General features: G+C 66.7%; 12 protein-coding genes. 3 read left to right on the top strand and 9 right to left on the bottom strand.

The window, feature by feature from the left end; translation table 11 throughout:
* Nucleotides 1-157: 157 nt before the first annotated feature.
* From AB1451_13865 to rfaE2, 3 genes are read right to left on the bottom strand one after another with little or no spacing between them, the layout of a single operon-like run.
* Nucleotides 158-1129: a peptidylprolyl isomerase gene (locus AB1451_13865; protein MEW6683980.1), complete on the bottom strand. Its 972-nt coding sequence runs from the start codon at nucleotides 1127-1129 to the stop codon at nucleotides 158-160.
* The gene (gene mfd / locus AB1451_13870) at nucleotides 1126-4389 is read right to left on the bottom strand and encodes a transcription-repair coupling factor (GenBank protein MEW6683981.1); all 3264 of its coding nucleotides are present in this window, start codon (nucleotides 4387-4389) and stop codon (nucleotides 1126-1128) included. Before mfd ends, AB1451_13865 begins: the two co-directional genes overlap by 4 nt.
* A 29-nt stretch (nucleotides 4390-4418) precedes the next feature.
* Nucleotides 4419-4919, bottom strand: a complete 501-nt coding sequence (rfaE2, locus tag AB1451_13875) for a D-glycero-beta-D-manno-heptose 1-phosphate adenylyltransferase (protein ID MEW6683982.1) — start codon at nucleotides 4917-4919, stop codon at nucleotides 4419-4421.
* On the opposite strand from rfaE2, the gene AB1451_13880 reads away from it, so the two are divergent.
* Nucleotides 4800-5150 carry a hypothetical protein gene (locus AB1451_13880; GenBank protein MEW6683983.1) on the top strand — a complete coding sequence of 117 codons (351 nt, stop codon included), beginning with the start codon at nucleotides 4800-4802 and terminating at the stop codon, nucleotides 5148-5150. The genes rfaE2 and AB1451_13880 overlap by 120 nt on opposite strands.
* A gap of 93 nt (nucleotides 5151-5243) precedes the next feature.
* Here AB1451_13880 and AB1451_13885 read toward each other — a convergent pair whose 3' ends face one another.
* Nucleotides 5244-6227 carry a hypothetical protein gene (locus tag AB1451_13885; protein MEW6683984.1) on the bottom strand — a complete coding sequence of 328 codons (984 nt, stop codon included), beginning with the start codon at nucleotides 6225-6227 and terminating at the stop codon, nucleotides 5244-5246.
* Between the two features lie 52 nt (nucleotides 6228-6279).
* A complete protein-coding gene (locus AB1451_13890) occupies nucleotides 6280-6858 on the bottom strand; it encodes a D-sedoheptulose 7-phosphate isomerase (GenBank protein MEW6683985.1) in 579 nt (192 codons plus the stop codon).
* A gap of 315 nt (nucleotides 6859-7173) precedes the next feature.
* On the opposite strand from AB1451_13890, the gene AB1451_13895 reads away from it, so the two are divergent.
* Together AB1451_13895 and AB1451_13900 are read left to right on the top strand one after the other, a co-directional pair.
* Entirely contained in the window at nucleotides 7174-8583 is a 1410-nt protein-coding gene (locus tag AB1451_13895; protein ID MEW6683986.1) for a HEAT repeat domain-containing protein, read from the top strand.
* Complete coding sequence (locus AB1451_13900; GenBank protein ID MEW6683987.1) at nucleotides 8580-9965, top strand: hypothetical protein; 1386 nt, start codon at nucleotides 8580-8582, stop codon at nucleotides 9963-9965. Before AB1451_13895 ends, AB1451_13900 begins: the two co-directional genes overlap by 4 nt.
* Here the strand turns inward: AB1451_13900 and AB1451_13905 are convergent.
* From AB1451_13905 to AB1451_13920, 4 genes are all read right to left on the bottom strand, one after another.
* Complete coding sequence (locus AB1451_13905) at nucleotides 9962-11134, bottom strand: MFS transporter (protein ID MEW6683988.1); 1173 nt, start codon at nucleotides 11132-11134, stop codon at nucleotides 9962-9964. The two genes, AB1451_13900 and AB1451_13905, sit on opposite strands and share 4 nt — an antisense overlap.
* A 183-nt stretch (nucleotides 11135-11317) precedes the next feature.
* Nucleotides 11318-11668, bottom strand: coding sequence for a (2Fe-2S) ferredoxin domain-containing protein (locus AB1451_13910; GenBank protein ID MEW6683989.1), 351 nt, complete (start codon nucleotides 11666-11668; stop codon nucleotides 11318-11320).
* Nucleotides 11669-11901: 233 nt separating this feature from the next.
* Nucleotides 11902-13704, bottom strand: coding sequence for a hypothetical protein (locus tag AB1451_13915; GenBank protein ID MEW6683990.1), 1803 nt, complete (start codon nucleotides 13702-13704; stop codon nucleotides 11902-11904).
* A gap of 358 nt (nucleotides 13705-14062) precedes the next feature.
* The gene (locus tag AB1451_13920; GenBank protein ID MEW6683991.1) at nucleotides 14063-15199 is read right to left on the bottom strand and encodes a Glu/Leu/Phe/Val dehydrogenase; all 1137 of its coding nucleotides are present in this window, start codon (nucleotides 15197-15199) and stop codon (nucleotides 14063-14065) included.
* Nucleotides 15200-15233: the final 34 nt, after the last annotated feature.

The raw sequence follows: 15233 nt of genomic DNA on the forward strand, positions 1-15233 counted from the left end.
GCCCCCGCTCCCAGGGTCCTGAACTGCGCAGACTCGCAGGTTGCTCAAAAAGCTCCAGCCGCAAGGCCGCAGCGAGGAGGAAACCGGAGCGTACTGGTTCGTACGTGAGGATTTCCGACGAGCGAGAACGCAGCGGATGGACTTTTTCAGCAACTTGCTAAAGCTTGATGTCGATGTGCGCCCGCCCGCGGAGCTGCCGCAGCCAGCGGTGGTAGAAGTCGGTGGCCTGCTCCTGATACACGAACTCTTCGGCCTGACGCCTGACGTCCTCCAGCGGCCGAACCGATCCGGACTCAATGTCCACGACGTTGATGACGTGGAAGCCGACCGGCGAGATTATGACGGGGCTCACGTCACCCGGGCGCATGTTCTTCAACGCCGTGTCGATCTCCGGAAGCAGTTCCCCCAGCCGGACGAACCCCAGATCGCCGCCGCGGGCGGCCTCCGCACCTTGCGACCGACGGCGCGCGAGTTCCCCAAAATCCGCCCCGTGAGCGGCTTCGGCGCGAACGGCGTCGGCTTCGGCTCGGGCCGAGGCTGTTGCCGCGGGATCGCCGCCGGCCGGCGCTTTGATAAAAATTTGCCGGATCCGGTATCGGGTGGGACGCGTGAACCGATCCGGGTGTGCGCGGTAGTACGCGTCCACGTCGGATGAATTGATCATGAGTCGCGATCGCACTTCGCGGTTGACCAGCTTCACGATCGTGAGTTCGTCTTGAACCCGTCGCCGGATCTCTTCGGAGGACGCGCCGTTCAAGCCGTCCAGGCGACGCTCCTCCGTGAGCGCCTGCACGGCGGCTCGGGCTTCGTCGTCCGTGGCGGTGAGGCCCAGCGCGCGGGCTTCCTGCAGCAGCAACCGTTGGTCGATCAGCGACTCGAGCGCGTCGCGGAACGTCGGGTCTTCCCGCCGGCCGTCCACTCCGGGCAGGATTTCAGCCAGGAGATTGAGCGCGGCCAGCGACCGCGAGGCGTCCACTTCGCTGGCGGTGATGAGCTCGTCGTTGACCACGGCAACCAGCCGGTCCGCGGCGGCGCCGGCAAGCGGCGTCGCCATCACCACGGCCGCGACCAGTGCCGCCATGACGCGGGTCAGCCTGCCACTCCTGCGCTGGGGGTGCAGCCGACTCATGTCCGCGCCGTGGTCTCCAGTGGGGACGATGCACCAAGACGATTGAGCAATTCGACCAGGCGTTCGAACACGAGGCTCCAGCCTCCGCCCTGGTGCGTGATCATGAACGCGTAGTCGGACAGGAACCGGACCGCACGCGGGTAGGCGCGAAGTAGCGCGTCCACCGCCTCCTTGGGCAACGGGGCGCGCGGGGTGGCGGCCACCACGATTCGGCGTTCGTCCGCTTCGACCTTCGCAATCCGCAAAGTACGCGCGAGACGCTTGATTTCCATCGCCTCGAAGAGCCTCACGACGGGCTCCGGCAACGGTCCAAAGCGATCCTGGAGTTCCGTCCGTAGCGCGGTGAGCCGCTCGGCGGTCTCCGCAGAACCGATCCGCTTATAGATGGCGAGTCGGTCGTACGCGTCGGGGACGTACTCTTCCGGGATGAAGGCCGAGACCGGCAGGGTCAGCACCGGATCGATCTCCGGCTCGTGGTCGGCGCCGCGCAAGGCGTCCACGGCCTCCTGAATCATCTTGAGATACAGATCGAACCCCACTGCGGCGATGTGCCCGGACTGTTCCGCTCCCAAGAGGTTGCCCGCGCCTCGAATCTCAAGGTCCCGCGCCGCAATCTTAAACCCGGATCCGAGTTCGGTAAACTCCTGCAACGCCTCGAGTCGCCGGTGCGCCTCTTCGGACAACGCGGTTTCCGGCGGCACCAGAAGGATCGCATAGGCCTGGCGGCCCGATCGCCCCACCCGTCCGCGGAGCTGGTAGAGCTCCGCCAAGCCGAACCGGTCGGCGCGGTTGATGAGGATGGTGTTCGCCGAGGGAATGTCCAGCCCGGATTCGATGATGGTGGTGGAGAGCAGGAGGTCGGCTTCTTTCGCCAGGAATTTCGCCATCATCCGCTCGAGCTGTCGTTCGCTGAGTTGGCCGTGGCCGACCACCATCCGCGCTTCCGGCACCAAGCGCCCCAGTTCCTCGGCCACGCGTTCGATGTCGGCGACCCGGTTGTGGACGACGAACACCTGACCGCCGCGAGCGAGTTCCCGGCGCACCGCGTCGCGGATGATCTCAGGGTCCCACCGGGCCAGGGTGGTGCGAATCGCGAGCCGATCAGCCGGCGCGGTTTCGATCAACGACAGGTCGCGGATCGAGCCGAACGCCATCTGGAGCGTGCGGGGAATGGGCGTGGCGGTCAGCGTGAGCACGTGCACGTTTTTCCGGAGTTCCTTGAACCGTTCCTTGTGGCGCACGCCGAACCGTTGCTCTTCATCGACGATGACGAGACCGAGGTCGTGAAAGACCACGTCCTTCTGCAGCAGGCGGTGGGTGCCGATCACGATGTCCACGCGGCCGTCGGCCAGACCGGCGAGCACCTCGCGCTGCTCGGTCGGCGGCCGGAACCGGCTCAGTACCTCGACCCGCACCGGAAACGGCGCGCAACGCGCCGCGAACGTCCGCCCGTGTTGTTCGGCGAGCAGCGTGGTCGGGACCAGCACCGCCACCTGCTTGTGATCCATGACAGCCTTGAACGCGGCGCGCAGCGCGACCTCGGTTTTGCCGTACCCCACGTCGCCGCACACCAGTCGGTCCATGGGCCGCGGTCTCTCCATATCCAGCGTGACCTCCGCGATCGCTCGGGCTTGATCGGGCGTCTCCTCGTATTCGAACCCGGCGGCGAAGTCCCGGGCCTCCATGCCGTCGGGTGCGAAGGCATGGCCCTTGGCCACTTCGCGTTCCGCGTACAGCGAGAGGAGATCGGCCGCCATTCGCTGGATCGCGCGTTTGACGCGCTGCTTGGTCTTGACCCAGCCGGTTCCGCCCAGCGCCTCCAATCGCGGGGTCTTGCCCTCCACGCCGCCGTACTTCTGGACCAGGTCGAGCCGATCAATGGGGACGTATACCTTGTCGCCGCCCAGGTAGCGCAAGACCAGGAACTCGCTCTCGGTGCCGCCCATGGTCATGCGGCTCAGGCTCTCGTAACGGCCGATCCCGTATTCGGCGTGCACTGCGAGATCCCCGGGCCGCAGCTCGTCGATGGACGACAGGAACGGCGCGAGGCGGGCGCGACGTGCAGGCCTGGCAAGGCGCTCCTTGCCGAGCAACTCTTCCTCGGTGGTCAGCAGAAGCCGCGAGGCGGAGTCGATCAGTCCTCCGGACAGTTCCCCGACCGTGACGAACACGGGGCTTGAAGCGGTCGCGTCAGCCAAACCGTCGGGTGGAAGCTCGGCAACGGGCACTCCGTGATCCGCGGCCGAGGTCTTGAATCGCCCGACCTGCTCGGCGCTCCGACAGACGACCACGGCGATACACTCGCGGCGCCACGTGTCCAAGCGCTGGAACGCCTCGGCAATGGATGGTCTCGCTGCGCCGGGTCCGAATCGGTCCGGCGCGCCGTGCTCGACCGACAACGCGCTCCAGCCGCGCGGTGCCGCGATGGCCAGCGAGTGGAGGGTGACCACGCGTCCCAGGTGCAGCGCGCCTTCCGGGGCCGCCAGGCAACCGTCGAGCGGCGGATCGGTCAACAGGTCCGGTTCGTCCAGCACCAACAGGGTATCGAGTCGAAGGTACGAGGGCAGGGTGGAGTCGGCGTCCGCGTGGACAAACGCGGGGGCCGGGCCCACCACCACGCGCTCCACATGTCGTTGCGAGCGCTGGGTCAAGGGATCCACCAGTCGTAGGGACGACACCTCGTCCCCGTCCAACTCAATGCGAATAGGCGTCTCCGCCAAGGGCGAGAAACAATCCACGATCCCTCCGCGGATCGCCGCCTCACCTGGCAGCGTCACCGTCGACACCACGTCGTAGCCTGCGCTCACGAGAAAGTGCGACAGCTCCTCGCGCGCGACGGTCTGACCGACTTCAATGGTTCGGGTGTATGCGCGGAACGCGGCCGGCGCGATGAGCGGAGCCCGGAGCGCGTCGATCGGCGCCACCGTGACGGCGGCGGATCCCTCCAACAACGCGGCCAGCGCCGCGACCCGTCGCGCTTCCAGGTCGATGGGCGGGGGGAGCGAGGGATTCCAGTCTGGGATGACCTGCACCGAGGCCCGCTCACCGGACAACGCCGAGACGAATCGGAGGTCGCCGGCCAACGTATCCGCGGCGTCGAGCGACCCCGTGATCACCAACACCGGGCCCGCGGCAGCGGCCTCACGCACCACCGCGGACTTGGCCGGCGGGCGAAGCCCTGACACGTGAACGCGGGCCTCCCCGGAACGAAGCGCCTCGCGCAGGTCGATCGACGGCACGCTGATCAAGGGAACAGTCACGGACGGGCTGGTGAGAGGCACTCGGCTGGTCAGGTCCTGGTCGGTTTGGCGGTCGCGCGGTCCAAGATGCGGCGCACGAGCCCGCTGGTGGACGCGCCGGGCACGAGGGGAAGGGAGACGACCTTCCCGCCGCGGGCCTGCACTACCTCGCGCCCCACGATCCGGTCCACCGGCCAGTCGCCGCCCTTGACCAGCACGTCCGGCTGGAGTGCCGCGATCACGTTGCCGGGGTCCGGCGCGTCGAAGATCGTGACAAAATCCACGCACGCGAGCGCAGCCAGCACCTCGGCCCGCTCCTGCTCCGGCACGAGCGGCCGCTCCGGCCCCTTGAGCGCGGAGACCGAGGCATCGCTGTTGATCGCTACGATCAAGAGATCACCGAGCGAACGGGCTTCCTGCAAGTAACGCGTGTGGCCGATGTGAAGGAGATCAAAACAGCCGTTCGTAAAGACGACACGGCGACCATCTCTCCTGGCAGCCGCCGTGAGTTGGGCGAGTTCAGAAACCCTCTTGAGCTTGGGCGTTGTCAACAAGTCGCTGCTGGAAACTATAACCGTTTGCCCGGCGGGGTTGCAAGAATTGCCCTTCCCATTTACGGGGTCGCGCGCCTGTTTCCACTCGTGGGTTCGGTCTCTCTGTACGCGACCGGGCTACTCGGCTTCAATCTGTTCTTCGGCGACGCCTACAAAGGCAGCGGTAGCCTGGAGGGCGGAGGGCATCTCGGTGCGGGGGCGGGGCTGCTGAGAGCCACGATTCAGTGAGGACGTCGGTCCAACGACATTCTGATGCGAACAGGCGACAATCGGTTTCTGGGTTCCCGCCCCGAGGGAATGACGTATCAGGAGAGATCGCCTTCAGGACTTCTTCGGTCTGTCCCGTTCCAGGGTTTCGATCACCCCCGCCGCCAATAACGGAAACATAATCTCGTGGTGTCCCGTCAGCGTGTAGCCTCGACCGCCGGCTTGGGTGGGGCGGCGGACCACGTTGGTGACGGGGCGGTAGTGTTGGGTGAAGTCCATGTTCACGGTGGTGAAGTTGACGACGCGATGGCCCAAGTTGCGGGCAATGGTCACGGCTTTGAGGAACACCTCCGGAAGCAGAACCGCTGATCCCAAGTTGAGATACACGCCGCCTTCGAGGTGAGCGACCACGGCGGTCAGGCGCTTGAAGTCTTCCAGCGACGTCGCGCCGATTGCGGCGCCGTCGGCCGAGGGGTGCATGTGGATGATGTCGGTGCCGATCGCCACGTGCACCGTCGCTGGGATGCCCAGGCGGCTGCAGGTGGCCAGCAGACTCATGTTCTTGTACGGAAACTTGCCGCGCAGGATCGCATCGCCCACGGCCTGACCCATGCCGAGGCCGCGCTTCGCGCCGGCGCTGATCGCGGCGTTGAGCAACTCCGCGGTGTCGCGGGCCATGCCGAAGCTGCCGTCGTCGATCCCGGCCTCCACTTCCTCGGATGTCTTGCCTACCAACGCCAGCTCCAGGTCGTGGATGATCCCGGCGCCGTTCATGGCGAGGCATGAGACCACGCCGCGTTTCATCAAATCGATCAGAATCGGATTCAGCCCGACCTTGATGGGGTGGGCGCCCATGCCCACGATCACGGGGCGGCGGGTGCGGGTGGCACGCGCGATGTCGGCGATCACGGCCTTGAGCGTGCGGGCCGCGAGGATATCGGGCAGGGTGTCGAGGAAGCTCGCGAGGCTTTGGCCCTTGCGGTGGGGCCGGCCGATGTCTTCGACGCGGACTTTGCTGGGGCGCGATTGCGTGGAATAGGTTTTGACCCTCGAGAAGTCGAGGGGCGGGAACCGTGGACTGCGGCGGCGGGGCTTCAACGCAGGGTGAGCGAATTCGGGTCGGTGGCGCCGAATCCCGACGGGACGGGGGTCACCGGCCCGGTGGGAACAGGGCGTCTTCCACCAGCTCGCACAACACGTGTGCCAGCGTGATGTGCGTTTCTTGAATGCGCGGGGTGCTGTTGGACGGCACGATGAAGGCGTGATCGACCAGGGACGCGAGCTTTCCCCCGTCCTTGCCCGTGAAGGCGATCGTCACCATCCCCAGGGGCTTTGCCGCGTCGACGCCGCGCAACACGTTGGGCGAATTGCCGCTGGTGCTCAACGCGATCGCCACGTCGCCTTTGCGCCCGAATGCCCGCACCTGCCGGGAGAAGAGGTCCTGAAAGTCGTAGTCGTTGCTGATGCTGGTCACGACCGAGGGGTCGGACGCCAACGCGATGGCCGGCAGCCCGTCGCGGTCGCGGTTGAAGCGGTTGACCAACTCGCCGGCGATGTGGGAGGCGTCGGTCGCGCTGCCCCCGTTGCCGAACAGCAGCACCTTGTGGTCTTTCTTGTACGCCGTCACGATTTTTTTGGCTACGTCGGCGATCTGGTTCTCGTATTGCGCCAGGAACGCCTCTTTGACCGAGATGCTGTCTTTGAACGAGCGGCGGATTTGATCGATCATCACGAGTGGACGGTCGGTTCCGAGCGGTTGAGACCCGGCGACATCTTAAGCACGGTGCTCAAGGTTGTCAAGGTGAGGTCGGGGGGGTATCATCTGCTACGCGTCGTGCGCAGGGATCGCGCGCGGCGCACTTAACCCGGATTATTCATGAATCTTTCTGCTGCAACCGCGGATCCGCCGCTGCACCGGGCGGTCTCGCCGCTCAGTCGGTCAACGGACTGCAGGGAGTACGCCTCCCTCCTTCGCGGCTCCGAGCGCCCGGCTCGCTGGCGTTTGCGCGGTTTCGCGACGAACGCTCATGAATAATCCGGGATAATGGTCCAATTGAGCGATCCTTACACGTGGTGGTCGGCGGCGATCTGGGCGCCGGCTGCGTCGGCCGCGCTCGCGGCCGCGGGCGCGGGCTATGCGTTGACGCGGCGGTTGGTGCGCCGCGCCGCGCTGCAGCGACGCGACGCCAGGCGCGCCGGGTATCGCGCGATCGTTGACGACCTGTCGGACGCGAGACTGGGCGTCCCCACCGCCCCCGCCGAGTTGCCCGCGGCGGTTCTGACCGACCACGTGTTCCTGGCCTGCCTGGCCGAAGCCTTCGACTGCGCGTCTCCCGAGCTCCGCGCGCGGCTCATCGGGCACTGCGGACGATTCGGTTACGGCGAACGGTTTCGCGCGTTGACCTGCAGTCCCTGGGCGTGGCGCCGCATGGACGCGGCGCGGTGGCTGGGGCGCCTGGGACAGCGCGATGGTCTCCCGCATCTGATCCGGCTCACGGGTGATCGGTCGGCCCGCGTGCGATCGGCGGCCGTCGGCGCCCTGGGGGCCTTGCGCGATCCCGAGGCGTGCGACGCGCTCGTGAGGTGCCTGGACGAGATCGCGTCGGCGTTCGATCGTCGCGCGGTGCCGCCCGATGTGTTGACGCGCGCGCTCGTGGGCCAGGGTGCCGAAGCGGTGCCCGCGCTGTTGCCGCGCATGCAGAGCCGGTCGGGTGTGGTCAGGAAGATCGCGGTCGAGGTCTTGGCGTGCGCGCCCGAGTCCGATCCTCGCGTCCGAGGCGCCCTGTTGTCCGCGTTGGAAGACCGCGACGCGGAGGTGCGCGCCGCCGCCGCGAAAGCGATCGGGCACGTCAACGACACCAGTGCGGTGGCGCTGTTGGCCAAGTCCCTGTCGGATCCGGTCTGGTTCGTTCGTCTCCAGGCCGCTCGGGCGCTCGGGACGCTGGCGCTCCAGCGCGCGCTCCGCCCGCTGGTGTCGGCGTTGACCGATGAGTCGTGGCAGGTCCGCGCGGCTGCGGCGGACGCGTTGCGTCGGCTGGGAGAACCGGCCGTGCCCGCGCTGACCGAGTGTCTGTTCACCAGCCGCGACCGCTACGTCAAAGAACAGGTGGTCGAAGAGCTCCAGCGCACGCCGTTTCTCCACGAGCAAGTCGAAGCGCTCGACAGCCAGGTTCCCGGGGCGGTGTTTGCGGCGCAGCGCTTTCTGCGCGCAGTGGCGCGGCACGGCGCGATCACGGTGTTGCTCGACGCGCTGCGCACCCACCGGCGCGTCACCGTACGCCGGAGGCTCGCTCTGGCGTTGGGCACGGTGGACGTGCCGCGGGTCATCGCGGTCCTGCACGACCTGGCCGAACACGATCGGGATGCGGGCGTTCGTGAGGCGGCACGGCGCGCCCTGACGGGCCGCTCGGACCTCGCGGCCGGCGGACCGACCGCGAGGGAGCAAGCCGCGTGATCGATTCGGTGCTCTCGCCCATCGCGTACGCGTTGGCATGGTATGCCGTGGCGGCGGCGATCGGCGGGCTGGCGCTCACCGCGTCGGCCGCGTGGCTGGTGTTTCGCCATCGCCGCGAGTATGAGTTGAGCCCGGACGCCGGCCCGCCGGACGGACGCACGATGCCCCCGGTGTCCGTGGTGCTGGCGACGTCGGACGACGACGCGTTGATCGGCGAGCGGTTGGACGCGCTCGGCGCGCTCGACTACCCCGCGTTCGAGGTGGTGGTGGTATCCAACGGGCCCATCAGCCCGCAACTGGCCCGCGTGATGAGCCGTTTACAGACCAAACCGGTCGATCTGATCTACCGTCCCCTGATCAAAACCGGACGCGTCACCGCGTGTTACCACAGCGCCGCCCCGCTCAACCTGACGGTGTTGGAAAAGGAGCGAGGAACCGCGGCCGACGCGTTCAACGCCGGGTTGAACGCGTCGCGGAGTCCCTATGTGTGCCTGGTCGAACTCGGCGCGTGGCTGGATCGCGCGGCGCTCACGCGGCTCATGGCTCCGGTCATGGACGACCCCGAGCGGGTCGTGCTCACGGCGGGCATTGAGCGCGTGATGAACGGGTGCGAGTTCCGTGACGGCGATGTCGTGGTGGCCGCGTGCCCGGGTCGGCCCGCGGTCGCGTGGCAGGTCCTCGACGGACTCCGACGCGCCATGCTGGCGATCGGGGCGGGGCCTTTGCTCGGCGCGGGCGTCGCGCCCCGATCGTGCGTGTTGGTCCAGAAACGGGAAATGCTCCGCGTGGAAGGGGTTCCGCCGAACGGGGGCGCGAGAGATCTCGCTGCGCTGGCCTGGAGCCGGCCCGGCCTGCGCTCGGCTATCGTGTCCCTGCCCGTGGCGTGGGCGCCAGTCCCGCTCACGCTCGCCGGTGTCGCCGAGCGGCATCGGGCCGACGCGGCCGCGGCGCTGGACGCGCTCCGGGGACTGTGGAGGCCCTGCGGCCGCATCACGCACACGGGCCCGGCCTGGCGCTTGATCCCACTCGCGCGCGGGGTGCGCACGGTCACGCCGGTGCTCGATGTGGCTGCCCTGGCGGTTGCGACCGCGGGGCTCGGCGGAGGCCTGGTGGATTTTTCGTGGCTGCTCGCGGTGTGGTTCAGCGTGCTGGTGGGCCGCACCGCCGTGTCGTCGGCCGCCATCCTGCTCCACGATCTGACGCCCAAACGGTATCCCACGCCCTGGGACGTGTGCCGGCTGTTCCTTGCCGCGTTGCTCGATCCCGTCCTGGGGCGGCTGCTGACCGCGTGGTGGACCCTCACCGCGGTGTGGCGCCGGGTCCCAACGCCGCCGGCACCGAGCCCGGAGCCGCAGGCTGCACCAGTCGGACTACAGAGCTAGCGCGGTTCCAGTCGCACCGCGCGCAGAAATCCGACGGCGAAGACCAGACCGCCGAACGCGGCGAGCGCGCTGAGGCCGAACAACGGCGCGGCACCCCACGCGGCATAGAGCGCGCCGTTGAGCAACGAGCCGCCGGCCGACCCGACGCCGTAGGCGAGGCTGCTGTAGAGCGTCTGCCCGGTCGACCGCAGGGACGGCGGCGCGGTCCGGTGCACGAGCGTGACCGCGGCCACGTGGAACGCGCCGAATGTGAGCGCGTGCAGCCCCTGCGCCAGCACAAGGCCCACCAGCCCGGGCGAACTGCTCATCACCGCCCACCGCGCGACCGCGGCGGCGAACGCGACCACGAACAAGCCTTCGGCGCCGATCCGTCCCATGGCACGCGCCGACCAAAACATGAAGACCACTTCGACCAGGATGCTGGCGGTCCAGAGCGCGCCGAGGGACCACGGCGCCCAGCCCCGGCTCTCCAGCCAGATGGAGAAAAATCCGTAGTAGGTGCCGTGGCTGAACTGCATCAGCAGGCATGCGAGGTAGAACCCGGACAATGCGCGTAATCCACGCACAGCGTGGGTGGAGACCGGAGACGCCAACGCGGGGAGGCGCGTGGTGGGGATCGCACAGGCGGCTGCGGTGGCCGCCGCGAACCCGCCGAGGATGCCGTACAAGATGACCCGATCGGACGACGCGGTTTTGAGCCAGACGCCCATCAACAGGGTGGCCACGATGAAGCCCAACGATCCCCAGAGCCGGATACGCCCGTAGTCGAAGCGTTTGAGTCGATCCAGGGTTTCGAGCGTGGTGGCTTCGACCAACGGCAGCACCGGGGCCCACGCCACCGCGAACACCACCATCACCGCCAAGACGCTCAAAAAGGTGGTCGAGACCAGAAACGCGGCGAACGAGAGCGTGGTGGCGGCGGACGTGGCGATGATCAGCAGCCGCCCGTGTCCCGTGCGATCGGCCACGAGCCCGAAGGCCGCGGGGACAAGAATTTTGAAGAGGGGCGGCATGGCCGCGACCACGCCGATCTGCCAAGGGGTGAACCCCAGGTGCAGGAGGTACAGATTGAAGTAGGGGAGGTAGACGCCGAGGGCCGCGAACGATCCGAAGTAAACGGCGATCAGCGCAAGCGCGGCCCGCACCGTATGGGCTAGGAGCCTGTCCATGAAAGGCCATCTGCGGCGTTGCTTCGCGATCCGGGCGGAGGGCGTCGATTTCCAGCCACTCCCTCGGAGCGGAGCGGATTGTCGGTCGGCCTTGCGTGCTCACGTACAACCCAGTACGCTCCGCGCGCAAGGACGTCCCTCCGCCTTGCATCTGGCCTTCCCTGAACAGGCTCCAACACGCGATTACTTGGCCCCGCTCCGAGATTCGGCGGGTTTGGCGTCGAACGGGATCAACAGGCGGGTTACGACCTCGCCCCGCCCGATGTGACGGTCCATTACCTCGATCACGTCGGCTTCGGTCTTCACCCGGTACCACACCCCATCGGGATAGATCACCACCGTGGGCCCGTATTCACACGCGTCCAGGCACCCCGCCTTGTTGGCCCGCACTTCGGCCTGCAGGCCGCGGCGCTTCACTTCGGACTTGAACAATTCCTGCAGCTTGGCCGATCCCTTGGCCGTGCAACTGCCGCGCGGGTCTTCCGCCGACCGTTCGTTGATGCACATGAAGATGTGATACCGGTACCGAGACATCGTCACCCCCGTTGGAGCGGCGTGGAGTATAGCACGGCGCGCGACCTGCGGCACGCGCGGCGATTTCCCCGGCACTCCCGTTGCCATGAAAACTGCAATATCCTTCGCGTGATGCCGGCGGCCCTCCGTGGGTGGGGCATTGGTTCGACGCGGGGTCGACGCCGTACTCCAAAAAAAGGGGGAGGCGCCGCTATGGCGCCGCCCCCTTCGTTTTCGGCGTCGCGATTACTCGGTCACTGGAACGCGTACCAAATATCGGTCTCTTCGCCGTTCGTCCCACTCACTACGACGTTGATGCTTGGGTAGGACGGGTTCACCTCTACCGCGTTGCCGTTACAGGTGGTGGGGAGCGTGATGGTGCCCGAAGTCGCGGTGGGGGAGAGCAGCGGGCCCTCGATGTCGCAGCCGTCTCCAGTCACCGATTTGACAAAGCCGTACATAGACACCTCCTCGATGGGGAACGTGACCGGGAGGTTCCACGCGAGCGTCACGGGGCTGCCCAGGGTCGCGCTGGCGCTGTGGCCCACGGTTGTTTCGACGCCGGCCTGAACATCAAAAGCCTCGGTCGTCGAAGCCTCGAGGACGCGGGTGTAGCTCTGGGTGGTCGAGTCCGAGAAGGTCACCTCGATGGTATACTCCGTGCCCGCCGGCGGAAACGCGTCGGGGCTCACCTGATACCACCAGCTGTTGGCGTCGACCAGATCGAAGTGTTCGGTGGTCACGCCCCCGTCCGTGAACGTGCCGGCGTTCTTGGTCAGGGCGATCGTTTGAGTCGTTCCTCCGATGGGCCCGGTGATCGCGGCCGACTGGACCACGCCGACGGGCGCTCCGACCTGGACTTTCAGCGCGTAGTACACGCCGTCGCAACCGGTCTGGCAGGTGGTGCCCAGCATGCGCCGTTCGGTGATCAGTCCCACCTGGGCCCTGGCGCGTTCTTGGTTGCCGTAGAAGAGCCAGCGTCCGTCGGATTGTTTCTTGAAGATCAGACCGTCGCCGTCTTCATCCACGATTTCGTCAACCGTCACTGCGCCTTGGCTCAAGCTGGCCGCGCCCGCAACGCCGATGATGTTGTTGGCCGCGTCGAAATCAACCACGTGGTCCACGCGGAACGCGTTGAACGTCACGCCGGCAAAGTCCTGGGCAAAACCCTCTGCGTCCTGATTCTCGTCAAGGCCCCGACTGAGGTAGTCCGCGTCGTAGAACGGGAGGAGATCGGCGGCTGTCAATGCGTCGCCCTTCGTGTTCGCCGTGTTGGCCAGGTCCTGCAACGTGGCCAGGACGCCGTCCAAGGCGGCCTGCTCCTCGGGGGTCGTGGGGATGTAGGCCGACGTAAAGCTGGTGCTCGTGATCCCGTTCTCGGTGACGGTGGTGCTCGCCGTGACCGTCCCGCCGCTGATCGTCAGGTCGGTTTGCTGCGTGCTGGTCCCGTCGTCGAGTGAGATGACGTGCGTGGTCGTGTCGACTTGGAGCACGTCCAGCACCCCGTCGAACCCGCTGCTGTCGGCGTCAAAGGGCGTGGTGAGCATATCGAACTGGGCCGGGTCCAAACCGGCGTCGACCAGCCATTTCTTCACTAAGTTCTCGACGACGGAAACGATCACCTGCAATTCGGTATCCGAAGGCGGCGGTGCGGCCGTCGGGTCCGCAAACGCGGCGTCGATCGTGTCGCCTTGTACCTCGTACCAGGTCCGAATGATCAGATCGGTGAGGGGATGGACGTTCACCGTGCCGGCCGTCTCGCCCACGCTGTACAGGAACGAGCCGCCGCCCACGTCGACTTGCAACAGAAACGGCGGTGTCATGCCGGTCACGTCCAGGCTGTACGTGCCGTCGGTCCCCGTGGTCGCCGTCGCCGTGTCCCCAGCGGCGTCCTTGATCGAGATCGTGGCGCCGACGATCGCCGCCCCTGTGGCCGCGGTGCCGGTGACCGTGGTGGCCGCCGGGGAGGAAGAACCTCCTCCTCCATTGCAGCCCGCGAGAAGTATGAGTCCCAGGAATGCTCCCAGGCTCTCCAACCTCACCCTGGCCTGCTTCATTGAATCCCTCCTTGTCGAAAGCGCATGACGCGAGCGGGACCCTTGTCCCGTCGGCGCATGGAGAAGGAGTCTAGCTTGCTGCGACAACCTGTCAACACGTACCCACAGCCTCATCCCGCGGAGGGGTTCCTTGACGCTTGAAATCCGCAAGGAGCTAAGCTGGGCACCTGTCTTCGCGGCACGCCGTCGCCCCGGCCGCGGAACCGCTTGCCTTGAGGGTTTAGCCGTTGCGTCGATTACTTCGCGACCGCCAGAGTCTCACGCCGCACGAGATTCGCGAGGGGGTGGGCGTGACCGCGGGGATCTGTCAGGGAAAGCGTGCGACACGAGGTCGCACACGACGTTGTCGGGACCCCTTCTACGCAAATCCCGGGGCGGATGAAAACAGGGAGAACCGCCGCAAGCTCATCGCCTTCTTGACCCGCTGGAGGGCCAGTTCCGTTGCGGCCTCTCGCGGCAAGATCCGTTTCCGCGCGGCGGTTTCCAGCACCAGGCGCGTGTTGCGTCGCAGTTTGTCCTCGATGATCTGAAACACCGTGGACTCGCCGGCGCCCCGGTACTCCATCGCCGCGCAGATCACGCCTCCCGCGTTGGCGATAAAATCCGGCACGCACACGATGCCGTTCTCCGCCAGGATCTTTTCCGCGCCGAGCGTGATGGGGATATTGGCGCCTTCGACCACCAGCTTGGTCTTCAAGCGGTGAACATTGTCTTCGTTGATCACATCCGGGCGGGCAGCGGGAATCCAGATCTCACACTCCACGTCGATGATCGCGTCGCGGTCGATGGCCTTGCCCTTGGCAGACTCCGACACGCTTTTCCCTCGCTGTTTCAACCCAAACAATTCGTTGAGATCGAGCCCATCCGGATCGTGAACGGCTCCGGTTGAATCCGATGCCGCCACCAACACCGCGCCTTTGTCCGCCAGAAAGCGCGCCGCATGTTGGCCCACCGCGCCGAACCCCTGGACTGCAAACCGCGCTCGTTTCTTCGCGGCGATCTTGCAGAATTCCAGCGCCACGTCGGCGGCATGGCTGACCCCCCAGCCCGTGGCGCCGATTTCATCCAGTGGGATGCCGCCAAGCTCGCGGGGCACGCCGACCGCACGTCCGATCTCATCCTTCACCCAGCCCATACAGTCTTCATCCGTGCCCATGTCGGGTCCGAAGATATAGTCTTCCTCGTTGCGCAAGGCCTTGGCCAAGCCGCGTATCAGCGTTTCCTTGTCGGCCTTGGGCATCTTCGGATCTCCGAACACCACGGCCTTGCCGCCCCCGTGGGAAAGCCCGGCGGCTGCGTTCTTCAGGGTCATGGCTCGGGCGAGGCGGACGCACTCTTCGGTGCTCACGTCAGGGGCCATTCGTAGCCCGCCGATGGACGGTCCCGCGGCCACGTTGTCGACAACCAAGATCGCCTTCAACCGAATCGACGGCTCGTACACGTGGATGATCTTCATCGGCCCCAACTCGTCCGCGAATCGAAATAGATCCGTCATCTCGCCCTCCTCGATCACTCCAACCCGACCAGGA

The organism is Nitrospirota bacterium (assembly GCA_040757335.1).
Taxonomy (GTDB): domain Bacteria; phylum Nitrospirota; class Nitrospiria; order 2-01-FULL-66-17; family 2-01-FULL-66-17; genus JBFLXB01.

What these genes read in the sequence shown, in the direction of transcription:
- AB1451_13865 (MEW6683980.1), bottom strand. Translation starts at nt 1,129, where the DNA reads ATGAGTCGGCTGCACCCCCAGCGCAGGAGTGGCAGGCTGACCCGCGTC.
- AB1451_13890 (MEW6683985.1), bottom strand. Translation starts at nt 6,858, where the DNA reads ATGATCGATCAAATCCGCCGCTCGTTCAAAGACAGCATCTCGGTCAAA.
- AB1451_13895 (MEW6683986.1), top strand. Translation starts at nt 7,174, where the DNA reads ATGGTCCAATTGAGCGATCCTTACACGTGGTGGTCGGCGGCGATCTGG.
- AB1451_13905 (MEW6683988.1), bottom strand. Translation starts at nt 11,134, where the DNA reads ATGGACAGGCTCCTAGCCCATACGGTGCGGGCCGCGCTTGCGCTGATC.
- AB1451_13910 (MEW6683989.1), bottom strand. Translation starts at nt 11,668, where the DNA reads ATGTCTCGGTACCGGTATCACATCTTCATGTGCATCAACGAACGGTCG.
- AB1451_13915 (MEW6683990.1), bottom strand. Translation starts at nt 13,704, where the DNA reads ATGAAGCAGGCCAGGGTGAGGTTGGAGAGCCTGGGAGCATTCCTGGGA.
- AB1451_13920 (MEW6683991.1), bottom strand. Translation starts at nt 15,199, where the DNA reads ATGACGGATCTATTTCGATTCGCGGACGAGTTGGGGCCGATGAAGATC.